This is a genomic window from Burkholderia guangdongensis (genome assembly GCF_013403875.1).
GTDB lineage: Bacteria > Pseudomonadota > Gammaproteobacteria > Burkholderiales > Burkholderiaceae > Burkholderia > Burkholderia guangdongensis.
In genome coordinates this window covers 88,702-111,229 of record NZ_JACBNX010000013.1, presented here as the reverse complement: position 1 = coordinate 111,229, position 22,528 = coordinate 88,702, and the positions used below count along the sequence as shown (strand labels likewise).

General features: G+C 61.5%; 19 protein-coding genes, 1 tRNA gene and 1 pseudogene. 14 read left to right on the top strand and 7 right to left on the bottom strand.

The genetic code is table 11. The annotated features are described in order from the left end of the window. Nucleotides 1–4: 4 nt before the first annotated feature. The 4 genes from HZI36_RS14195 to HZI36_RS14180 form a co-directional block, all read right to left on the bottom strand. On the bottom strand, nucleotides 5–787 hold the full coding sequence (locus HZI36_RS14195) for an enoyl-CoA hydratase (protein WP_179403274.1): 783 nt from the start codon (nucleotides 785–787) through the stop codon (nucleotides 5–7). Then, on the bottom strand, nucleotides 784–1,836 hold the full coding sequence (locus HZI36_RS14190; protein ID WP_179403273.1) for an alpha/beta hydrolase: 1,053 nt from the start codon (nucleotides 1,834–1,836) through the stop codon (nucleotides 784–786). Before HZI36_RS14190 ends, HZI36_RS14195 begins: the two co-directional genes overlap by 4 nt. A gap of 5 nt (nucleotides 1,837–1,841) precedes the next feature. After that, on the bottom strand, nucleotides 1,842–3,434 hold the full coding sequence (locus tag HZI36_RS14185; protein ID WP_179403272.1) for a PHA/PHB synthase family protein: 1,593 nt from the start codon (nucleotides 3,432–3,434) through the stop codon (nucleotides 1,842–1,844). A gap of 229 nt (nucleotides 3,435–3,663) precedes the next feature. Then, nucleotides 3,664–4,848: an OmpP1/FadL family transporter gene (locus HZI36_RS14180; RefSeq protein ID WP_179403271.1), complete on the bottom strand. Its 1,185-nt coding sequence runs from the start codon at nucleotides 4,846–4,848 to the stop codon at nucleotides 3,664–3,666. Between the two features lie 613 nt (nucleotides 4,849–5,461). On the opposite strand from HZI36_RS14180, the gene HZI36_RS14175 reads away from it, so the two are divergent. The 6 genes from HZI36_RS14175 to HZI36_RS14150 are packed head-to-tail and all read left to right on the top strand — an operon-like array spanning nucleotide 5,462 to nucleotide 11,907. Further along, entirely contained in the window at nucleotides 5,462–7,069 is a 1,608-nt protein-coding gene (locus HZI36_RS14175) for an FAD-dependent oxidoreductase (protein ID WP_179403270.1), read from the top strand. 2 nt (nucleotides 7,070–7,071) lie between these two features. Next, a complete protein-coding gene (locus tag HZI36_RS14170) occupies nucleotides 7,072–8,148 on the top strand; it encodes a VOC family protein (protein ID WP_179403269.1) in 1,077 nt (358 codons plus the stop codon). Between the two features lie 57 nt (nucleotides 8,149–8,205). Beyond that, nucleotides 8,206–9,219 carry a fumarylacetoacetate hydrolase family protein gene (locus tag HZI36_RS14165; RefSeq protein WP_179403268.1) on the top strand — a complete coding sequence of 338 codons (1,014 nt, stop codon included), beginning with the start codon at nucleotides 8,206–8,208 and terminating at the stop codon, nucleotides 9,217–9,219. Beyond that, on the top strand, nucleotides 9,216–10,232 hold the full coding sequence (locus tag HZI36_RS14160) for an NADP-dependent oxidoreductase (RefSeq protein ID WP_179403267.1): 1,017 nt from the start codon (nucleotides 9,216–9,218) through the stop codon (nucleotides 10,230–10,232). The genes HZI36_RS14165 and HZI36_RS14160 overlap by 4 nt, the downstream gene beginning before the upstream one ends. Before the next feature lie 4 nt (nucleotides 10,233–10,236). Continuing rightward, on the top strand, nucleotides 10,237–11,163 hold the full coding sequence (kce, locus tag HZI36_RS14155; RefSeq protein WP_179403266.1) for a 3,5-dioxohexanoate:acetyl-CoA acetone transferase: 927 nt from the start codon (nucleotides 10,237–10,239) through the stop codon (nucleotides 11,161–11,163). Between the two features lie 60 nt (nucleotides 11,164–11,223). After that, nucleotides 11,224–11,907 carry a TetR/AcrR family transcriptional regulator gene (locus tag HZI36_RS14150; protein ID WP_179403265.1) on the top strand — a complete coding sequence of 228 codons (684 nt, stop codon included), beginning with the start codon at nucleotides 11,224–11,226 and terminating at the stop codon, nucleotides 11,905–11,907. 12 nt (nucleotides 11,908–11,919) lie between these two features. Here the strand turns inward: HZI36_RS14150 and HZI36_RS14145 are convergent, their stop codons facing one another. Further along, nucleotides 11,920–13,104, bottom strand: a complete 1,185-nt coding sequence (locus HZI36_RS14145; RefSeq protein WP_179403264.1) for an acetyl-CoA C-acyltransferase family protein — start codon at nucleotides 13,102–13,104, stop codon at nucleotides 11,920–11,922. 136 nt (nucleotides 13,105–13,240) lie between these two features. Between HZI36_RS14145 and HZI36_RS14140 the strand changes: the two genes are divergently transcribed. The 5 genes and pseudogenes from HZI36_RS14140 (at nucleotide 13,241) to HZI36_RS14120 (ending at nucleotide 17,527) form a co-directional block, all read left to right on the top strand. Beyond that, complete coding sequence (locus HZI36_RS14140; RefSeq protein WP_179403263.1) at nucleotides 13,241–14,239, top strand: GlxA family transcriptional regulator; 999 nt, start codon at nucleotides 13,241–13,243, stop codon at nucleotides 14,237–14,239. Nucleotides 14,240–14,456: 217 nt separating this feature from the next. Further along, nucleotides 14,457–15,020, top strand: coding sequence for a TetR/AcrR family transcriptional regulator (locus HZI36_RS14135; RefSeq protein ID WP_179403262.1), 564 nt, complete (start codon nucleotides 14,457–14,459; stop codon nucleotides 15,018–15,020). Between the two features lie 913 nt (nucleotides 15,021–15,933). Continuing rightward, nucleotides 15,934–16,944 (top strand): DAPG hydrolase family protein, encoded by a 1,011-nt coding sequence (locus HZI36_RS14130; RefSeq protein WP_179403261.1) that lies wholly within the window; start codon nucleotides 15,934–15,936, stop codon nucleotides 16,942–16,944. A 45-nt stretch (nucleotides 16,945–16,989) separates the two neighbouring features. Then, a pseudogene (locus tag HZI36_RS27530) lies at nucleotides 16,990–17,190 on the top strand (helix-turn-helix domain-containing protein); the annotation flags it as partial. Between the two features lie 133 nt (nucleotides 17,191–17,323). After that, nucleotides 17,324–17,527, top strand: coding sequence for a hypothetical protein (locus HZI36_RS14120; RefSeq protein WP_179403183.1), 204 nt, complete (start codon nucleotides 17,324–17,326; stop codon nucleotides 17,525–17,527). A gap of 72 nt (nucleotides 17,528–17,599) precedes the next feature. Here HZI36_RS14120 and HZI36_RS14115 read toward each other — a convergent pair. Together HZI36_RS14115 and HZI36_RS14110 are read right to left on the bottom strand one after the other, a co-directional pair. Next, nucleotides 17,600–17,676 (bottom strand) — tRNA-Arg (locus HZI36_RS14115). A gap of 129 nt (nucleotides 17,677–17,805) precedes the next feature. Beyond that, on the bottom strand, nucleotides 17,806–18,636 hold the full coding sequence (locus HZI36_RS14110) for an undecaprenyl-diphosphate phosphatase (RefSeq protein ID WP_179403259.1): 831 nt from the start codon (nucleotides 18,634–18,636) through the stop codon (nucleotides 17,806–17,808). A 322-nt stretch (nucleotides 18,637–18,958) separates the two neighbouring features. On the opposite strand from HZI36_RS14110, the gene HZI36_RS14105 reads away from it, so the two are divergent. The 3 genes from HZI36_RS14105 to HZI36_RS14095 all read left to right on the top strand — a co-directional run bounded on the left by HZI36_RS14105 (nucleotide 18,959) and on the right by HZI36_RS14095 (nucleotide 22,527). Further along, on the top strand, nucleotides 18,959–20,437 hold the full coding sequence (locus HZI36_RS14105; RefSeq protein WP_179403258.1) for a sensor domain-containing diguanylate cyclase: 1,479 nt from the start codon (nucleotides 18,959–18,961) through the stop codon (nucleotides 20,435–20,437). Between the two features lie 339 nt (nucleotides 20,438–20,776). Beyond that, a complete protein-coding gene (locus HZI36_RS14100) occupies nucleotides 20,777–21,688 on the top strand; it encodes an aldose epimerase family protein (RefSeq protein WP_179403257.1) in 912 nt (303 codons plus the stop codon). A 122-nt stretch (nucleotides 21,689–21,810) separates the two neighbouring features. Next, on the top strand, nucleotides 21,811–22,527 hold the full coding sequence (locus HZI36_RS14095; protein ID WP_179403256.1) for a peptidoglycan DD-metalloendopeptidase family protein: 717 nt from the start codon (nucleotides 21,811–21,813) through the stop codon (nucleotides 22,525–22,527). Nucleotide 22,528: the final 1 nt, after the last annotated feature.

Below are 22,528 nucleotides of genomic sequence, written 5' to 3'. Positions count from 1 at the left end.
TTCGTCAGCGCGCGTCGATCGCCCAATGCGGCGCGCGCTTGCCGAGAAATGCGGCGACGCCTTCGCGTGGATCGGGCGTGTCGAACAGGTCGACGAAGCGCTCGCGCTCGACCGCAAGCGCCGCGCTTCTCGGCACGCCCCGCCGCGCGAGCGCGATCAATTCCTTGCTGTAAGCGACGCCGTGCGGACTTTGCTTCGCCACGCCGCGTGCCAGCGCGAGCGCCGCGTCGCGCGATGCGCCGCGCTCGACGACATCCTCGACAAGACCGATCCGCAGCGCGGTCGACGCATCGACGCGCACGCCCGCGAGGATCATTTTCTTCGCCCAGCCTTCACCGACGAGCCAGGGCAGCGTTTGCGTGCCGAGCCCGGACGGCAGCAGCCCGACCGACGCTTCGGGCAGCGCCATCTGCGCATGCTCTTCCGCCACGCGGATGTCGCACGCGAGCGCGCATTCGAGCCCGCCGCCCATCGCATAGCCATTGATCGCCGCGATCGTCACGATGCGGGCGTCGGCGAGCGTCTCGAATGCCGCGCCGAAGCGCGCGGCCATCTCGCGCGCAACCGCGCGATCGCCGTCCGCGAACGTGTTCAGGTCCGCGCCCGCGCTGAAGAATTTCGGGCCGTCGCCGGTGATCACGAGTGCGCGCACGCGCGGGTTCGTATTCAGCGCCTCGATCGCCTCTTTCAACTGCAACAATCCTTCCGCGCTAAACGCGTTCGCGGGTGGGCGCTTCAGCGTCGCGCAGGCGATCGCGCCGTCGTCGACAAATTCGAGTTCAATCATTTCGTGTCCTTTTCAAAGGAGGGGATGGGTGTGCTCAAGAACAATCCGACGCGCTGATAGAGATCGAAACGATTAGCCTCGAGCGACATCGAATGCGTACCGCGCCCGAGCACTTCCAGGCGCTTGTACGGTGCGGCCGTCAACCGGCTGAACAGTTCCTGGGCCATCTCGGGTGGCGTATCGACGTCCCACTCACCCAGAATCAACATGACCGGCACGGTGATACGCGCCGGATCGTAGGTGGGAACCCCGGCGGCCCAATATTCGAGCAAGTCGGCGACAACACCTGTCGGCACGGTCAGTCTCGGCGGTGCATGTGCCGCGCCGACCGGATCGGCGCTGATCACCTGTTGCCACCAGCGTTCCAGTATGTCGTCAGGGCAAAGCTCGGCGGCGGTACGTGAGTCGAGTCCGCGAAACCATCGGCGACGCACCTCCGCGAGATCGGTGGTACGAAAAGCCGCAAGACTTGCCACATACAGCGGTGCCAATGCGGGGAATATCGCGAGTGGAGCAAGTGCCAGAGGCCAGTCCACCCTTCTTCGCACGATCCACAACGGCGCATACAACACAAGGCGCCCTACCTTGCCTTCATGTGTCGACGCGTATCCGCCGGAAATGGCGGTTCCCCATGACCAACCGACGAGATCCACACGGTCCGCGCCGGTTCTCGCAAGAATGAAATCAACGGCTGCGCTTAAATCCGCAATAGCCTCATCGGTCCGCGCATACGGCTTTTGCGCCCGCCAATCGCTCAAGACGGTGCCGGGAGGCGACGATAAGCCATAACCGCGTATATCAATCGCATACGCGTCATGTCCGCATGCCGCCACAAAGTCCAGCCAGGATCCGCCGGGCAGTGCAGGATCGAATGCCGGGACGCCCGAGTAAGTCGCGCCGTGAACGAAAACGATCACGCTACAGCCGGCCCGTGCCGCGCCCGATGCAGGGTATTTCCTGCGCAGATGGAGACGCACGCCGGATGCCGACAGCGGCAGGTAAAGGTCCTCGCAGAGAATCCCCGCCGTCTGATCGATAAACTGATGCATATTGATCAGCGCACCCGCTCAGTCACATAACGTCCAGGTGCGGGCTCGATCTCCTGGTGCATCGCGCTCCCGAGTGGCGAGCGCGCATCGATGACGCCGCCCGACTGCTTTGCAAGCCACGCGGCCCAATGAGGCCACCAGCTGCCGCCCATCGATCGCGCGGACGCCAGCCATTCATCGGGTTGCTCGCCGAGCTGCCCATCGACCCAGTAGTTGCGCTTGTTCTTCGAGACAGGGTTGATCGGTCCGGTGATGTGTCCGCCGCCGCCGAGTACGAACTCGACGTCTCCATTGAGATGAGTCACGCTCTCATACGCCGATCGCCATGGCACCAGATGATCGTCCGATGCGGCGAACAGGTAGGTCGGAACGCCAATGCGCCCCAAATCAACGGGTGTGCCGAGCATCGACAATGCGTCCGGCTGGACAAGCTTGTTTTCGATGTAGCAGTGGCGAAGGTAATAGGCGAACATCGGCCCCGGCAGATTGCTGTCGTCCATGTTCCAGTAGAACAGGTCGAACGCATCGGGCGTTTTGCCCTTGAGGTAGTTGTTGACCACGAACGACCAGATCAGATCGTTCGCGCGAAGACTCGAGAAGGCCATGGTGAGTTCCTTGCCCGAGACGAGCCCCCCGTTGGCATACATCGCCTCGCGCTGCGCGATCGTCGCCGGATTCATATAGACGCCGATCTCGCCCGGATCCGAGAATTCAAGCATGCTCATCAACAAGGTCATGCTCGCCACCGGCCACTGTCCGTGGGCCGCGCGCACGGCGAGCGCACTGCTGAGCAATGCGCCGCCCACGCAATAGCCGACCGCATTGATCTGCTCGCACCCGCTGATCTCGCGGGCCACCTCGATCGCCTTGAGCACGCCGTCGCCGACATAGTCGTCCCAGGTTCGCCCCTGCAACTGCGGCGTGATGTTGCGCCAGGAGACGATGAACACCGTAAAGCCTTGCGAAACCAGGTACCGTACCAATGACGTCTCCGGCGTCAGATCGAGAATGTAGTACTTGTTGACGACCGACGGAACGACAAGAAGCGGGACCGCCTTCACCTTCCCGGTCATGGGCGAGTACTGGATCAGCTGAATCAGATCATTCTCATAGACCACCGAACCGGCCGTATTCGCGAGGTTGCCGCCCACTTCGAACGCCGCGGTGCCGGACAACGAAATCCGCCCCTTCTCGAGGTCCTGCATCAGGTTCTTCAAGCCATTTGCGAAACTCTCACCCTTTGTCTCCATGGCAAGCGCGAGCACCTCAGGGTTGGTCATCGCAAAGTTCGCCGGTGATGTCGCGTCGATCAACTGCCGGGTATAGAACCGCATCAGCTCCTTGGAATTCGCATCCAGTTGAGCCAGTTCGATCGCGTCGAGCAACGCTTTTGAGGTCTGCAGATACGACTGGCGGATGAAGTCGAAGACTGGATACTGATTCCATTCAGGCGCATCGAATCGACGGTCGGCCTTGGAGGCTGTCTCGGCAGACTGACTTCCACCGCCGCCGAGCATGCGCATACCGAGTGCCAGCTGCTCCTGATAGTACTGGCCAACCAGATGTATGCTGGCAAGCAATGTATCGATGTCAACCATGACCTTCTCCGTATCAGCAGCACTACTGAATGAGTGTTGAGGTGGTCGCCATGAAATGACGCAGATGGCGAGTGATGTCACGCTTGCCTGTATCCGGGTGGTTGAGCCTGGCTCACAGTCGCGCCTGTCTTGGTGGGTAAGTTTAAGCAAGCACGGGCCACGTATCGATGCTCACACCGCTCAATCACGTTAAGCGTTTTTGCCATACCGGCGACGGTGTGTTACGACGTCAAAATTTTCTCGTGTAAGAGAAAGAGACGAGATTCTCCGTCGCGTAAGGATTGGCTCCCGCGCTCAAGCCTGCCCCGTTCACCTGAACACGCGGCGATACCGCGTACGCGAACGATAGTTCCGACGCCTTGCCTACCTTATAGGTTGCGCCAATCGTGTAGGTTCGATTGGGTGTGACCGGGACAAGAAAGGTGAACGCCGTATTTTTCGACGTCAGGATTTGATCAGTCATTTCAAAGCCACCGCGAATCGTGAGCTTATCGTTCACCTCGTATTGCACACCGAAGCGATAGGCGTTGATATTGGCGAGGCCAAACCCGGTTCCGTCGACGCTACCAAACGGCACGGCGAAGTTGAGCGGATTGCCGAGCACGCGCGTATTGCCGTAGTTGAATCGGATCCAGTCGAATCCGAGCAACAACCTGGGAATGGGTCGAACCGCGATACCGACGCCATACTGCTCCGGCTCGTCGAATCTCGCACCGTCCGCAAAGATGTGGCCATACTTGTCCCAGGGCTGATATCGGATCTTCGATCCATAGAACGCGCCGATCGAAAGCTGCGGTGTGATCTCGCTCATCCAGCCGATCTTGAACCCATAGCCGGGTTTCCAGTTTCGCCCCTGATTCGGCAAATCGGATTGAGCCTGAACACCTTCGATATCGATGGTCGAGAGTGCACCGACGAAGGACAGCGCGATCGCGTTGTTCTTGTTCTCGCCGAAGCGGTACGCGATCGTGGGTTGAAGGTGCATGAAGACACCTTGCGAAAACGTGTGCGAATTTCCCGGAATGCTCGCGTACGGCCCCCTGTAACTCACCGACGCGCCGGACGCCCACGACGCGACACCGAATACGAGAGAAGGCGATATGGACTTGACATACCCCAATTCGGGCAGCGCCATGATACCCGTCCTCGCATGATAGGACTGGCCATTGTCTTGCTGTCCTGCCTGCAGGAAGAGCAGCCCCCCGCCAACATCCAGGCGGTCACCGGAAAAAGCGATGCCTGCGGGATTCGTCGCAGGCGCGAGCGCCGATTCGCCGGTCGCTATGGCCACGCCGCCCATGCCCTGCTCGCGCGTTCCGTATCCGGTGGTATAGATGCCGGTGCCCGCAAAAGAAACATTCACCATGCTGGCTGAAATCACTACGGCCAGCGATACGACTCTGCGCTGTTCCATCTCATCTCCTTTACTGTTCTATCGTTTGCATTCGTGTGTCGCCGCGCAACGGGTTTGAAACGACTTGATGTCGTCCATTCATCGCGCGCCATGGATACGTCAGACTTCATTGATTAAATATGGATTCCTAATCGTTCTTTCGTGAACGGCCGCAATCCAGTCGCATCGCACTCGGTCAAGCGGCGCGCCGCACACCTCGCACCGGGTCCTCCGGCGCCCCTTCTTCCGTCGCTTTGGCCGCAACAGGTGTCAACCGACAGCTTACACAGCCAGCCGATGGGAGGAAATATATATTTTTACGATCGTGGAGTTTATTGGGGGCGTCCCTACCTTGGCTGCGCAGTCGAACGGTTGATGGATGGAGCCACATCCAATCATCAGACACTATTAGTGAAGCCATCATTCCGACATCTGGTCCACGGCATCCGGGAATGTCCCTACCCGCTGGCACCGGGGTGATCCGGGCGCCGTTCACGAGCGAGCGTCTCGTCCACCCGACCAAATAAACTCCACGACCGTAGTATTTTTAAAAAAGACGTGCTAACCTGAAGCCATCAGTTGCAGTACCCATCAGAGGCGCCCGCGAGGGCGAGAACATGGAAGGAGATATATCGTGGTCGACGTACCTGTACTCGTAGTAGGTGCGGGCCCGGTCGGGCTCGCTACGGCGCTGGAGCTTCAATCACGCGGCATCAAGGTGCTCGTGGTCGAACGCAACCCCGGTACCACCCGGCATCCGAAGATGGATGTCACCAACGGCCGCAGCATGGAGCACTTCCGCCGCCTCGGCGTCGCGGACCGCATTCGCAGCGTCGCCGTGCCGCCCGAGAATTGCATGGACGTGTCGTGGGTCACTCGCCTCAACGAGTGGGAATTGGCTCGATTCCCCTACCCCGACGTGCATGCCTGGCGTCAGCGCATTCGCAACCAGAATGACGGCTCCCAGCCGCTGGAGCCGAACATGCGCCTCAGTCAGGTCGTTCTCGAACCGACCCTGTGCGACGTGCTGAAGGAGTCGTCTCTGGTCGAGCTTCGCTTCGGCTGGGGGATGCAAAGCTTCGTTCAGGATGCCGATGGTGTCACCGCAACGATACGCGAGACAGCAACCGGCCGAACCGAGGAGGTACGCTGCTCGCTGCTGGCCGGATGCGATGGCGGCAGCAGTATCGTTCGGGAATCGATGGGCTTCTCGCTGGAAGGCCGCTTCTCGATCGCGCGGTTCTATATGGTCCATTTCCGTTCATCGTCCAAAGACCTCCTTCAGCGTTTCGGCATTGCTTGGCACTACCAATCACCTGTCGGCGGCACGTTGATCGCTCAAGACGACAAGGATACCTTTACGCTCCATAACATCCTGCCCGATGGCGTCGATCCGGCGACCGTCGATCCCAGGCAACTCGTCTATCAGTCGATCGGCACGGAATTCCCGCTGGAAGTCATTCAGGCCAACCCGTGGTCCCCGCACCTCGTGCTGGCGACCGGTTACGGCCGAGATCGCGTCTGGCTGGCCGGTGACGCTGTCCATCAATACATCCCGACTGGCGGCTACGGCATGAACACCGGCATCTGCGATGCCGTTGATCTGGGCTGGAAGTTCGCGGCCGTCCTCCAGGGCTGGGGCGGTCCGAAACTGCTGGAGAGCATCGAGGCGGAACGGCGCCCGGTCGGCGCGCGTAATCTCGAGGCCTCCGGCTCGCACATGGCGGTCCGCTTCCGCATTGCCGAGGCCTACGATCCGAAGATCCATGAAGACAGCCCCGACGGCGCGGCCGCGCGTGCGGAATACGCCAAGCTCATCGAGGAACTCGGCAACGCGGAAAACGATTCGATCGGCATCGAACTCGGCTTCCGGTATCGCGGCTCGCCCATTATTTGCGGCGAGGATAACGAGCCGGAATGGAACCCCCTCAAGTACGTGCCGAGCACCTGGCCCGGGGTTCGCGCTCCGCACCTCTTCCTTCAGGACGGCCGCGCCATGTTCGATCTCTTCGGCCCGTGGTTCACGCTGCTTCGGTTCAACGACGCCAGTGCCGAACCGCTGATCGAAGCCGCCCGGGAACGTGGCGTTCCGCTCACCGTGGTCGACATCCGCGACGACCATGCACGGAGCATCTACGAACGCGACTTCGTGCTGGTGCGTCCCGACCAGCACGTCGCGTGGCGTGGCGACGCCATACCGTCGGATCCGTACGCCGTCATCGATACGGTTCGGGGAGCGTGACGATGGAAAACCGTGCTGATTCACACGAGAAAACGGACCTTCCGCCAATCGAACGTCCGGTGCCCGTCGTGCGGGCCGTTGCCGTCGCCCATGTCGTCTTCGAACGAAAAGACGTGGAGAACATGGGACGGTTCCTCGAGGATTTCGGATTCAAGCCCTGTGACGGAGAGAAGGGCGCAACGCGATATTTCCGAGGCTACGGTACGTTTCCATATTGCGTCGAGATCATTCCGTCCGACCGCGACGCATTCGTTGGATTCGCACTCCTGGCCAATAGCGCAGAAGACCTCCGGACACTCGCCGACGCGGAACGCACCAAAATCGAGCCGTGCGACGGCCCTGGTGGTGGGTTGCGTGTTCGCCTGACCGATCCGGACGGACGGCGCGTGGACTTCGTTCACGGATTCACCGCCGTTGAACCGATCGACACGCATGCGACCCTGGTGGCGATCAATACGCCGATGGAAAAGCGACGCGTCGATGCGCCCATTCGCATGCCGGTGCAGCCTGCTCCGGTCTTCCGAATCGGCCACGTCGTCCTCCAGACGCCGAGCTTCGACGTAACCGCCGGATGGTACATGCGGCGCTTCGGTTTCATTCCGTCGGATGTTCAATCGCTTCCGGACGGAAGCCCGGTGCTCGGATTTTTTCGCTTCAATCGTGGCGACGACCCCACCGACCACCACAGTCTCGCGATTCTCGAGGGACCGGCGCCGGCGATGCTGCATATCTCCACCGAAACCTTCGATATCGAAGCGGTCGGTCAAGGGCATCAGTATCTGCGCGCACGGGGGTGGACGCCGCATTGGGGTATCGGCAGACACAAGCTGGGCAGCCAGGTCTTTGACTATTGGAAAGACGCCGTTGGCGACGAGTGGGAACACTACGCGGATGGCGACGTGATGACGGATCAATATCCGACGGGTTATCACCCGCTCGAAAGAGGGAGCTTGTGGTCATGGGGAGACGACCTCCCGGACTCGATGCGACCGAGCGAGCGTATTCCCGAGGATGCTCCCCCCAAGGTCAAGGCATTCCTCGAAGCGCTGCTGAAGCCACCTCGCCCGTGGCTGCGGTAAGACCCAGCCCCCCCATCATCCGCTCAACAATTCAAGTAAGCGAAGAGGTCACCTGAAATGGCTGCTTTAATCCTTCGATATCGCGACGGCGACGGCGCATCCCGCTGGGCCAGGCTCGTATCCGCTCCGCCGGCACATCCCACTGACGTCATCGACGTCAGCGATCTTCCCCTTGCGCCGAATTCCACGACCGACGCCGTCATCGCTGCCTATGGCCGGAACCCGGAACGCTTCGAGCGCGCGGACGTGGTGAAAATCACGGCGGCGCAATTGCAGAGTCCGGTGACCAGCGATGCCACCATCATCTGCCAAGGACTGAATTACGCGACGCACGCCGCCGAAGCGGGTCATCACGAACGCAAGCAGAACCTGCTGTTCGCGAAGTCGAGCACCTCGCTCTGCGGCCCCTATGACGAGATCATTCGACCGGCGGGCGTCCAGCTCCTCGACTACGAAGTGGAAATCGGCGTTGTATTGCGCTCCACACTGACCGCCGGCACCGTCGTGGACGACACGAACATCGGTGAGTACGTCGCCGGTGTGGTGCTCTGCAATGACGTATCGGCGCGCGATGTCATGTTTGGCGCGTCGTTCATGCAGTGGTACCAGGGAAAGAGCTACCGGACTTTCTGTCCGACGGGGCCGCTCCTTTATCTGATGTCGCCCGACGAAGTCGCGACGGCCCTCATGAACCTGGAGATTTCCCTGACCTATCGCAATGTCGAGCGGCAGCGCGCCGTCAGCTCGCAGCTGATCTACAAGCCTGCCGAGACACTCACGCAACTTGCCGCGATCATGGACCTGCAGCCGGGCGACCTGATCCTGACCGGCACACCAGGCGGCGTCATCGCTCAAGGCACCCCGACATTCATCGAGAGCCTCAAGACGCAACTGTTCGACGACGCGCGCCGTCGGGACGAGCTCGTTGCGGAGATGAAGACGCTCGCCGATTTTCTGCAGCCTGGCGAAACGCTCACCTTGACCATGCGCGACCTGCATAGCGGCCTCAGCTTGGGAGGGCAACTCAGCACCATCGTGGAAGGCGCCCCTGACGGAGCGTCGGCAGCATGATGAACCATCGTGTGATCGTGAAGGCGCGACCGCAGGGGATACCACTGTCCGAGCACTTCGAACTGGATTCCACTCCACTTCCGGCGCTCACCGAAGGTCAGATACGGGTGCGCAACCATTACCTGTCGGTCGACCCGGCCATGCGCGGCTGGCTGGCCGATACCCAAAGCTACGGCGCCCGAATCGAGATTGGCGATGTGATGCGTGCATTCGCTGTCGGCGAAGTCATCGAATCCCGCAACGATGCGTTCGCGCCCGGGGAACGGGTCATGGGGCTGTTCGGCTGGCAGGAATACTCGGCGGTCGACCCGAGCGCAGTCCTCTTGCGAATCAGTGAGCCCGACTTTCCGATGTCGCTGTCTCTCGGCGTGCTCGGGCTCAATGGCGTCACGGCCTACTTCGGCCTGATGGACGTGTGCGCCCCCAAGGCAGGCGACACCGTGGTGGTATCGACCGCCGCCGGTGCGGTCGGTTCATGCGTCGGCCAAATCGCGCGAATTCTCGGCTGTCGTGTCATCGGCATTGCCGGGGGCGCCGAGAAATGCAAGCTATGCATCGACGAATTCGGCTACGACGACGTGGTGGACTACAAGCATGAGCCGGACCTCGAAGCCGCGATCGCTCGCGCATGTCCCGACGGTGTCGACGTCTATTTCGACAATACCGCCGGCCCGATCAGCGACGCCGTGATCCGACATATTTCAGTCGGCGCGCGCATCGCGATATGCGGCACCGCCTCGATTTCCAGTTGGGATCCGTGGCCGTCAGGTCCTCGATACGAACGGCATCTGCTGGTCAAGCGTGCGACCGTGCGAGGCTTCATTGCACTCGACTACGTCGATCGTTATCCAGAGGCCGTCGCACAACTAGGACGCTGGATCAAAGCAGGCCAACTGCGTTATCGCGAAGAAATCCTGGACGGGATCGAGCAAGCGCCCGGCGCGATATCCCGGCTCTATACGGGTGCAAACCAGGGGAAGTTGCTGATCCGCCTTCCTGCATCGAGAGGATAAGACCATGTCGAAAGTCATTATTAGCTGTGCGGTCACGGGTTCCGTCCATACCCCGACCATGAGCCCGCACCTCCCCATCACGCCCGAGGAGATCGCGGCACAGGCGATCGATGCGGCTGAAGCGGGTGCGTCCGTCTTGCACCTGCATGCACGCGATCCGCTGAATGGGAAGCCCACCCCGGATCCGGAAGTCTTCATGCGCTTTCTGCCGCGCATCAAGGAAGGCACCAACGCCGTCGTGAACATCACCACCGGCGGCGGTCAGGGGATGACGCTGGACGATCGAATCGCGGCTGCGGAACGCGCATCGCCGGAACTGTGCTCGCTCAACATGGGCTCGATGAATTTCGGCATGTACCCGATGCTCGGGCGCTATCAGGAATTCAAGTACGACTGGGAACGCCCGTACCTTGAAGGATCCCGTGACTGGATCTTCCGCAACACGTTCAACGACATCGAAATCATCGTCGAACGACTCGGGAAAGGTCACGGCACCCGGTTCGAGTTCGAGTGCTACGACATCAGCCACCTCTACACGCTCGCACACTTCCTCGATCGCAAGCTGGTGACCCCGCCACTGTTCGTTCAATCGATTTTTGGCATTCTCGGCGGTCAGGGCGCCGATACCGAAAACCTGCTCCATGCCAAACGGCTGGCCGACAAGCTTTTCGGCGATGACTACCGCTGGTCCGTCATGGCGAGCGGCAAGCATCAGATGCCTTTCATCACGATGGGCGCGATCAATGGTTCGAACGTGCGCGTGGGTCTGGAAGACTCGCTTTACGCGCGCAGGGGGACGCTCGCGACCTCGAATGCTGAACAGGTTCGACTGATTCGTTCCATCCTCGAACCCCTTTCGCTCGAGATCGCCACACCGGACGAAGCGCGCGCAATCCTCGCCCTGAAAGGCGCGGACAACGTCAAATTTTGAGGGTGTCGAGATGACGAATTCCCGCGTGTCGGGGAATTCGTCTCATACGCGGGAGTTCATATGCCACAACGCACCGTGTCCACGAAGCAGCGCGCCAGAAAAGGTCGGCCGGACGAATTCATACGCGCCGAGCAGCAACGCGCGCAAGAAACCCGGGCCGCCATTCTCGACGCGGCATTCGCGGAATTTGCCACGAAAGGCTTCGAAGCCGCGAGTATCCGCAACATAGCGGATCGCGCCGGGCTGCCGCACGCGCAAATTACCTACCATTTCCGGTCAAAGCACATTCTGTGGCAGGCGGTGGCTAAATCCGTCTTCGAACGTATCCGGCGCGAGGCGGACAAGTATCTGACGGATACGCCACCCGCGCGCGCGTCGGAGCGGGTGCGACTCGTGTACCAGGCCATTTTCCAATTCACGGCCGAATATCCGGAGTTCCATCGCTTCATGCTGCAGGAATCCCTCGGATATAGTCCACGGCTGCAATGGCTCGCCGACACGATACTGAAACCATTCATCAACTGGCTGCTTCCGCAGATACGAGAGGCGCAAGACGAAGGCACGTTACCGAAAGTCGAGCCGATCATCATTCACTATCTGCTGAGCAGTTTGACGGCCACTCTGTCCGGTTTCGGGGCGGAGATGCTGACCACGGCCAATGTTTCCGCGTCGGACCCGAAGGTGGTGGATGCCCATTGGCGAGCGGTCGAGGCACTCATTTTCAATCGACAAGCGCCCCGATAGCGCGACAAGACTTCAAACCCGCTCGTAAATCGCTGCGATACCCTGCCCCCCGCCGATACACATCGTCACCAGCGCATACCGCCCGCCGATCCGGTGGAGTTCGTGGATGGCTTTGACCGAGATGATCGCGCCCGTTGCGCCGACCGGATGACCGAGCGATATTCCGGAACCGTTGGGATTCACTTTGGCCGGATCGAAATCCAGTTCCTTTGACACCGCGCACGCCTGAGCCGCAAAGGCTTCATTCGACTCGATGACATCCATGTCCTCCACCTTCAATCCCGTACGCTGCATGACGAGACGCGTAGCAGGAATGGGGCCGAGGCCCATGTATTCCGGTTCAACCCCGGCGTGGGCGTAGCCCACCAGACGGGCCAGGGGCTTGAGACCCATTGCGGCCGCCTTGCCGGCCTCGGCCAGAACAATGGCGGCGGCCCCGTCATTGATGCCTGATGCATTTCCGGGTGTCACCGAGCCCCCTTCCTTGAACACCGGCTTCATCTTCGCCAGGGCGTCGGCCGTGATGTCCCGGCGAACGTGCTCGTCAGTATCGAACTGGACAATACCTTGGCGAGTCCTGATCTCCACCGGAACGATCTGGCTCGTGAAGCGCCCCTCATCAATCGCTTTCGCCGCGCGCAGCTGACTCACCATCGCAAGCTCATCCTGTTCCGCACGCGAGATGCCGTAGCGCTGCGCAACGTTCTCCGCGGTCACCCCCATATGAATACGCTTCCATGGATCGTGCAGGATGCCGGTCATGTAATCGACCATCTGGGTGTCGCCCATGCGCACGCCCCAACGAGCGGCTGGCGTGATGAACGGCCCCCGGCTCATGGATTCGGCCCCGCCACCCACGGCAAAGTCGGCGTCGCCGAGCATGATCGACTGCGCCGCGTTGATGATTGCCTGAAGACCGGACCCACAGAGTCGATTGACGTTGAATGCCGGCACTTCCTTCGGAATGCCGGCGTCCATCGCTGAAACACGACTCAAATAGGCATCCTTCGGTTCGGTCGGGATGACGTTACCCATCACGACATGCCCGATGTCGGCGGCCGGAACGCCGGAGCGTTCGAGCGCCGCACGAACGACTGTCGTGCCCAGGACGCTCATCGGCACGTCCTTCAGTGAACCACCAAACGTTCCAATGGCAGTACGCGCTGCGCCTACCACAACCACTTCACGGTTACTCATTGAGGGACTCCTTTTCCGCTCAGGCTTCTCGCCCGGCAAGAATCAACGGTATTGGCAAACGGAATGCACTCAAGTTTCCGCGCGCGCCAACATGCTGTACATTGTCTAAACTGACATTTACCGTGCGAAATCAGACATGCCGCGCGCCGCCATCCTGGTGTATGACGATTGCTACGCCTCCAGTGTGGGAGGCTTTGCCGACATACTTCAAATCGCGAACTCGCACTTGCGCCGACAGCAAAGCGGGGCGACCGCTCTGTTCGATTGGAAATTCGTGTCGCCTACGGGGCAGCCCGTCAGGGCGAGCAATGGGCTCGAGTTGAACACGCAGCCGATCCGCCCGCGGGAGCGGTTCGATCTGATCTTCATCCCGAGCGCGCACTATGGAGGCAGCACCGCATTGGACCGGCTATTGGCGCGACAATCCGTGGCGTGCGACTGGCTGGTCAGTCAGTGGAAAGCTGGCGCCTGGCTCGCGGCAAACTGCACGGGCACCTTTGTCCTTGCCCAAACGGGCCTCCTGGACGATCGGCCGGCCACGACGACCTGGTGGCTAGCCGAGCAGTTTCGCGGCAAATTCCCTCGGGTCGATCTCCAGCTCGAACCCGTCATCACCGAAGCTGACCGGCTGATTTGCGCGGGTGCCTCCGCGTCATATCTTCTGCAGACCATTCACATCATCGAGCGCTTTTCCGGTCCGCTCATCGCATCGCAATGTGCGAAGACCATGCTCATCGATGTCAGCCAGACGAAGCAAACACCTTACCTGCCCCTGCTCACCGACAAGGCGCACGCAGACTCCCTGGTCCACCGCGCGCAGCACTGGCTGCAGAAGAACATGGCAAAAGAAGTTAAGATGTCCGAAATGGCAAATCGGCTCGGTGTCAGCGAACGAACCATCGCTCGCCGGTTTCAAGCCGCGCTGAATCAAGCGCCGTTGCGCTATTTGCAGAGCCTGCGAATCGAGGCGGCGCGCGGTCTGCTGGAGGCCGGCGACCTCAACATCGAGGCCATTGCCGCAAAAGTGGGTTACAACGACGTCAGCTCGTTTTGTCGGTTGTTCAAAGAAAAGGTTGGACTCAGCCCCGGCGCTTACCGTAGCCGGTTTCGTCCATCGGCAGCGACGGACGAATAGCGTGTCTCATCCCCCGATGGGCAAGACACATGCTTGCATATCCGAGCGGGCAGCGTATATCCTGCCCGTCATGGCACGGCCCTTCTGAAATTGTATGAGTCGCACACTCAAGACTGTCGAGACACCCAAGCCCTCTCCTCCGTCACCCACCCTCGGGCGCAGGAGTGATTCGAATCGGCGTGAGCAGTCCCGCTCCATCGAGACCCGCCGGGCCATCATGGACGCTGCGCTGAAAGAATTCGCCGAGCGCGGTTTCGACGGGGCAAGCATGCGCCATATCGGCGAACGGGCCGAACTCGAGTACACGCTTATTACTTATCATTTCCGTAATAAGGATACGCTCTGGCGCGCGGTCGCCGAAGATGCCTTCGCACAAATCGAGGCCAAGTGGAACGAGGCGATCCCGATCGATTCGGACATGTCTCCCGCCAACCGGGTACGAGAGGAATTTCGTATGTTCCTCAAATTTACCATTGAGCATACGGCCTTCCATCATTTCATGCTCCGGGAGAATATCGGCGACAGTCCAAGGCTGGCCTGGCTGGTGGAAAATGTCGTCGCGAAGACGATGGGTCGCATCTTGCCGCAGATTCGCGCGGCACAAGCCGAAGGAACACTGATCAAGGGCGACCCCAACCTGATCTGCTACATGCTCATTGGCATGACCTCCGTCCTTTCCTCGCTGAAGGGCGAAATGAGCGCGATGATCGGTTTTTCGATCGACGATTCCAAGGCGGTCAACCAGTACTGGAAGTTGATTGAGAAAGCGGTGTTTCGATAGCGGTCCAAGCTGATGTGCCGGTCCGCAATGCCAAGCGCATGAAGATAAAGCCGGTGACGTTTTGACCGCCGCCTGACGGTTTCGGGCAGAAGCGGCGGCGCAATGCCGCCAGGCGGTTCTTCGCCTAGGTCTCATCGGCCAGGCACAAATCACAATCTCACTGTTCCTGAGAGACGTCCACTCTGCGTCGATAAAACGACGACTGCTGGGCGAATGGGCTGAGCGGACAGGGAAGCTCGATGCAGCCAGCACGGCCGCACGCCTATGGCGCTCCCACTTGCCACTGCACCGTACTTTGGAGCAATCCCGACGCCTTGAAAAGGTTGCCCTAGCCAATCCCGACAGTTGCCTCCCACGCGCCTGCGACACGGAAGCCGCCGGCGGGACGACTTGCTTTCCTCCCAAATCGCCAACTGTCTCATCCATGACCTCCTGTCTCCCTTGACATTGAAATGATTCATCGCCAGACTCCGCCATGTACCGTATAACGGATATAGTGTACCGATATACGGTACACTGAGCGAAAAGGTTCAAATGCAAAACCATTCCAGTCACCTGAGCAAGGCGGGAGCATTGTCGCTACTGCTTGCCGCCTGCCCGACCATCATGGTGGGATGCGTTCTCGCCCCGGGACTGCCAGGCATCGCAGCCGGGATGGCGATTGCCTGGAGCATTCGCCCTCGTCTCGGATCGGACGTTGACCGCACATCGGCCTGAGGTGTTATCCAAGACTCGTGGCGAGGACTAATCAATATGGATTACTAATCATCAGGATTTTTTGGCGATCGTTTCGCCAACGCGCATCTCGGCAGGATATCGCTTCGGTTCCCACGTGCTCGTGGCCGAATTCCGCCGTCTCCACGGCTTTCTCCTCGCGAATACCCGATTCACCCACTCAACCGAGAGGAATGACATGCAAACCAACCTGAAACGTCGAAGAATTCTCAGCGGCGCGCCTGCGCTCCTGGCCGGGATGGCCGCGGCGAACGCGTTGCCGTCCATTGCATCGGCGAGCCCATCAGTTGCGCCCGGCGGCCTAAGCGCAGACCGGACGCGGATTACGTACTTTCAAGTCCCGATGCAGAAGCAGTGGCCGCTCAATGAACAACTGGTGAAAAGCAAGCCTTACGCGAAATACTTCACCAAGGATCTCGTGGCGCCGGTGGACATGGTCAACGCGCTCGCGGGCGGCCCGCTTCCGCCGGAGCATGTGCTCCCGCCGACAGTCGACGGGTTGGCCAAGATGATGCGCACGTTCCCCGATGCGCCGGTGTCCGGCTACGCATTCATCGACGAAGGCCCGCTCGCGTTTGCGCAGAGCCGGCACGTTTTCCCTGGGGTGACCGCAAAAATGTTCGAGTGGTGGTTCACGTGGCATCCGATCGAAAGCGAACGCTACATGCTGTGGTTCCCGCACGCGCACATTCACAATTCGGTTGCCGATCCCGTGCGACTCGCCAATGACAAGCTGACCTACGGCGAGCGTCTGTATGGCAACCCGAACCATGTGACCGAATACATCGGCCCGATGCTGCTCGACAGCTATATCAACTTCGACGCGCCGGAGAACTTTGGCGTCGACCCGGCAGCACTGAAGGCCAACGGGTTCACGTTCAATGCAAGCGGCATTATCACGCCGATAACGGACCGTCATTCGCCGCTGGTTCTCATGATCCACCTGGGCCGCGATACGCCGGCCGGACTGGAAATGATCAACCGTTACTGGATCGGCACGCACGCGTCTTATGACCGCTTCAAGAAATTCCCGGGTGGTGCGCATCTCTCCCGCGAACTGGTCAAGAAGATGAAACTGGACAAGGTGATACTCGAGAATCTCGCCTATGAAATGGCCATTCACGACATGACCGAATTCACGTGTCTCGGTAAATTCCTTCCGGATATCTACCGCGAGTACGGCGCCTAACGCGGAACGGCAAGGCGCCCGGTGCGCTCGGGCCGCACGAAAGTATGGTTCGATGCGGTGCGCCAGATCGGCAACCCGGTTATCGGCGCCTACCTGCAGGCCCTGCTGCTGACCGGCGCGCGCCGCGAGGAAATGGCGAGGCTCCGATGGGAGGACGTCGATTTCCAGTGGCGCAGCAAATTGGCCGAGCGGATGAACACGGCGCAATCGACCATCGCACGCATGGAGAGTGGCCGCACGCTGCCGTCGCCGCGGACTCTGTCCCGCTACGCGCAATGTCGTGCAGTACCAGGTGCCGCAGAAGCGCTGAGCGTCCTGCGGTACCCCTCCCGCTGGAAACCTTGTAGATTTCGGGTGTCAACCAACGGGAGGGTCAACCATGCCAGGCGTTTTCGAGAACGACGGAACACCCCTGAAACCGGGCGACCGCGACGCGATGGAAGAATGGCTCGAGGAGCTGGATGAGCCGACGTCGACGACGTGGGACATTCGGGTAGAGAACCCGCCGCACGCGGGATACACCGGGTATCTGCCCCATCCCGAATTGCCTCCCGGCGAGAAGAAGCCGCCCACTCAGGACTGACGCAATCTGCCCAGACAGCAAAAACGCCGCTGTCGGAAGCGGCGCAAAGCCTTGCTGCATAAGGGTTTGAGCTGGCCCGCCCTACACGATTCGAACGTGTGACCTACGGCTTAGAAGGCCGTTGCTCTATCCAACTGAGCTAAGGGCGGTCGCGAAACCACGAGACATCGAGGAGACATCGACATTCCCACCGGGACGTCGAAAAAACGAAACGGGCCCGGCAAGCGCCGAGCCCGAAATTATACCCGATCAGCGTGCCGCATCAGCACGCCGGCGCGTCAAACCGGTTGCGCATGCAGCATGAACCAGCCGAGAAAGAACACCCCGGCCACCACGCAATACAGCCCGAACGACGCAAGCCGCCCCCGCCCTTCGAAATAGCGCATCAGGAACCGCACGCTCAGATAAGCGGCCACCGCCGTCAGCACGCCGCCGAGCAGCGCGTCGCCGAGTTGGTCGGGCGCATGAAACAGCTTCGGCAGCTCGAGCACGCCGGCCGCGAAGATGATCGGCGTGCCGAGCAGGAACGAGAATTCCGCCGCCTTGTCCGCCGTTAGTCCCGCCGCGTTGCCCGCGATCATCGTGAGCCCGCTGCGCGAGAATCCGGGAATCAGCGCGCCCACCTGCGCGAGACCGACGAAGAACGCCTGCCCGAACGTCAGTTTCTCGGGCGGACGATGCGCGCGGCTGCGCTGCAGGCGATCGCCGAGCCACAGCAGCACGCCGTTGACGATCAGCGCGATCGCGACGATGCGCAGATCGTGAAACACACGCTCGATGCGCTTCTCGAGCAACAGCCCGACGAGGCCCGCCGGAATCGTGCCGATCACGAGCGCCCACATCATGTGCGCGTCGTCGTTGCGACGACCGCCGAGCGACGCGAAAAAACCGCGGAAGAGCTCGATCCAGCGCGCGCGGAAATACCAGAGCAGCGCGAGCGCGGTGCCGAGGTGCAGCGCAACGAGGAAAGGCAGAAGCTGCGGCGCATGCTTGTCGACGTGCATGCCGACCAAGGCCGGCACGAGCAGCGTATGGCCGAGACTGCTGACGGGAAAGAGTTCAGTGACGCCCTGCAGGACGCTCAGGAATAGCAAAAACCAAAGGGTCACGCGTTGGTCCTTTTTACGAAGATGGAGCGGAAAGGAAATCGGGACGACGCGGCGCATCGTTCCGAACGCGCGCTGATTATGCCGACCAGGCATGACCGCGCCAAGGCATGTGCGCCAATTTTACAGTGATCCATACAAACGCTTGCAATTTGTAATGCATCGGAAAGCAGAAAGCCCGCCTTTTGAAATATATTCGCGGATTGCCGTCCACGAGCGCTGAGCGACGTCAAATGTGTCAGCCCCTTGCGATTTGGTATCTTACTTCTTTAGTATGCGCAAGCTTGGCTCCTCCCGGGCCCGGCCGCAATCAACGAGGAGACAGATGCAACCCCGGTCGACGGCCCCCTTTTACGTCGTGGTAATCGGCATCGTAATCGCTTGCGCGCTGATGGGTCTGTGCTTGCTCCAGTTGCTCCAGAGCCGACAGGACGCGCTCGACCGCGCCAGCGAAACCTCGCGCAATCTCGGCCTGATCGCCCAGCGCGACATCGAACGCAATTTCGAGCTCTATGACCTGTCGTTGCAGGCGGTCATTCACGGTCTGGAGCGCCCCGACGTGATGGCCGCGCCGCCGGCCTTGCGGCGCGGGGTGCTGTTCGACCATGCGATGACCGCCCAATTTATCGGCTCGATGCTCGTGCTGGATGCCGCCGGCAACATCATCCTGGATTCGGCGAACGACGCCCCCCGCCAAGGCAATTTTGCGGACCGCAAATACTTCACGATCCACCGGGACAATCCGAACGTCGGGCTCTACATCAGCGATCCGTACGAGTCCCGCCTGCGCGGCGGCACCCGCAGCATCGCGCTCACGCGCCGAGTCTCGCACCCGGACGGCTCGTTCGCCGGAATCGTGCTGATCGCGATCAACCTCGAGTATTTCCACAAGCTGTTCGCCGGCCTGTCACTCGGCCCGCACGGCTCGATCTCGCTGATCGGCAAGGACGGCATCATGGTGATGCGCCAGCCGTACGATGTGCACACCATCGGCCGCGATATCAGCCAGGCCGCGACGTTCCGGCGGTTCAGGGCGACACCGGAGGGCACGTTTTCCGAAACGGCGTCGATCGACGGCGTGCGCCGCCTGTACTACTTCAAGAACCTGCCGGCTTTGCCGCTGATCATCATGGTCGCGGAGGCCGAGCAGGACATCTATGCGGCATGGCGCGGCCGCGCGATCACGATCGGCGCGCTGGTGGCCGCGTTCGGCGCGGGCTTCATCGCATTGTCGATCGTGCTGAGTGCGCAGTTGCGGCGCCGGATGCGGGCGGAATCGGAGCTCGTGCTGCTCGCGCGCACCGACGGCCTCACCGGACTGAACAATCGCCGCACCTTCGGCGAGGTGCTGGATCAGGAATGGCGCCGCGCGCGCCGGGCGCGCTCGGTGTTCTCATTGCTGTTCGTCGACGTCGATCGTTTCAAGGCCTACAACGACACCTATGGCCACCAGGCCGGGGACGATGCACTGGCCGCCGTCGCGCGCTGCATCGGCGAGAACATTCGCCGCCCCGGAGATTGCGCGGCCCGCTACGGCGGCGAAGAGTTCGTCGTGCTTCTGCCGAATACGCCGATAACGGGTGCCGAGCACATTGCCGAGAAGATTCGTGCGGCGATCGACGAGTTGGGAATCGAGCATGCGAGCAGCGAGTTCGGGCGCGTGACGGCCAGCATCGGCCTGGCAAGCTGGACACCGGAGCAAGATAGCGAGGCGGGCGCGGTGATCAAGGCGGCCGACGAGGCGTTGTACAACGCGAAGGCGACCGGTCGGAACAAGATCGCTCAATTCCGGACCCCGGACTGACCGACGCAGAATGCAAAAAGCCCGCCTTTTACGAAGGCGGGCCTTGCCGATCGGGAAAAGCGGAAAATCTTGCCGCTAGCGGCCGAGCTGATAGAAAAAGAACACGGTGCTGCCCGTAAACATGCCGAACAGTGCGATACCCATTGCCATCGCCAGATCCATGCTCGCTCCTTGTAAATCGCTTTCCGGTGACAAGTTGATGACGGTTCGAAAGCATTATCCGGGCCGTTAACGATCTTTAAAACTCGCGATTTCCCGAGAAGGGTTTTCCCCAACGCATCGCGGCCCGATAGAATGGTGCGCAGATCCGCCCCATCCTCTTCCCACTGCCGAACCGCCATGCCGACCTTTCAGCAGCACGAGATTCACGAACTCCACGCCGGCGCGTCGCTCGTCCGGATCGCGCCGCAATTCGGCGGCCGCCTGCTGTCGTGGCACGTCGACGGCGAGCCCGTCATCTTCTGGCCCGACAGCGCCGACTGGAGCAACGTCGCGCGCGTGCGCGGCGGCAATCCGATCCTGTTCCCGTTCCTCGGCCGCCATCTGGTCGACGGCCAGATCGGCCGCTGGCGCGACGCGTCGGGCTCGGTCCGCGATCTGCCGATGCACGGCTTCGCGCGCGACCTGCCGTTCGCCGCGCAAGCGTCCGACGACGGCACCGCGCTGACGATGACGCTCGACAGCCACGCTACGCCGCGCGCCGATTATCCATTCGACTTCCGCTTCGACGTCACGTACCGCCTCGTCGATCCGCACACGCTCGACGTCGTGCTGACGACGGCCAATCTCGGCAGTGCGCCGCTGCCGTATTACGCGGGGCATCACTTTTATTTCGCACTCCCGCACGACGAGCGCCATACGACGACGCTCGAGCTGCCGCCGACGCAGCGCCGCCATCAACTCGCCGACGGCACGATCAGCGCGCCCGAGCCCGGCGACGCGCGCTATGCGCTCGACGATCCGCGCATCCACGATCGCTTCCATTGTCTCGACGGCGTGCCGTCCGGGCCGGTGCGGATCACGATGCCGGGCCGCGGCCGCACGATCGAGATCGCGCTCGACGTGCCCGGCTCGGTGCCGTGGTATGCGGTCACGACGTGGACCGAAAAGCCGGAATCGGATTTCTATTGCGTCGAGCCGTGGCTCGGCCTGCCCGACGCGATCCACAACGGGCTCGGCCTGCGCCACGTCGCGCCCGGCGCGACCGAAACCGCCGCGCTGCGGCTGCACGTCGGGCCGCGCGCCGGCTGACGCGGCGTCCGCCGCGCGCAAGCGCGGCGGCGCCAAAAGGCAAACCGGGCTTCGAACCCGTTAAAATCGGACGTTTTGTATCGCCGTGTCGCATACCGCGCGGCAGGATCCTGAGAGATTCCATGTCCGGAACAACAATCAAACGCCTCGTCGCGGCCTCGTCCGCCGCGCTTCTCGTCGCCTGCGGCACCGCGTCCGTCGACTCGTCCGGGCCCGTCGGCCCCGGCTACTATCGCGTCGCGCGCGGCGACACGCTCTACAAGATCGCGCGCGCGAACCGTCAGTCGGTTCAGAACATCGTCCGCTGGAACAACATCGCGAATCCCGATTCGATCGACGTCGGCCAGATGCTGCGCGTGACGCCGCCGGGCGGCGCCGCAACCGCATCGTCGCCGAGCACCGGCAGCACCGGCAGCACCACGAGCCGCCCCGCGCAGTCGGCGGCCGCCGATTCGTCCGCGCCGCCCGCGAACGGCATCTCGCTGATCTGGCCGGCACGCGGCAACGTGGTCCGCAACTTCGACGGCGGGAAGTCGAAAGGCATCGATATCGCAAGCGCGGTGGGCACGCCGGTCGTCGCGGCCGCGCCGGGCGTCGTCGTGTATGCGGGCAACGGGCTGCGCGGCTACGGCAATCTGCTGATCCTGAAGCACGACGGCGATTACCTGACCGCGTATGCGCACAACCGGCGCCTGCTCGTCAGCGAAGGGCAGTCGGTCACGCAGGGGCAAACGATCGCGGAGATGGGCGACACCGACAACGATCGTGTCGCGCTGCATTTCGAGCTGCGCTACGCGGGCCGTTCGATCGATCCGTCGCGCTATCTGCCGGCTCGTTGAA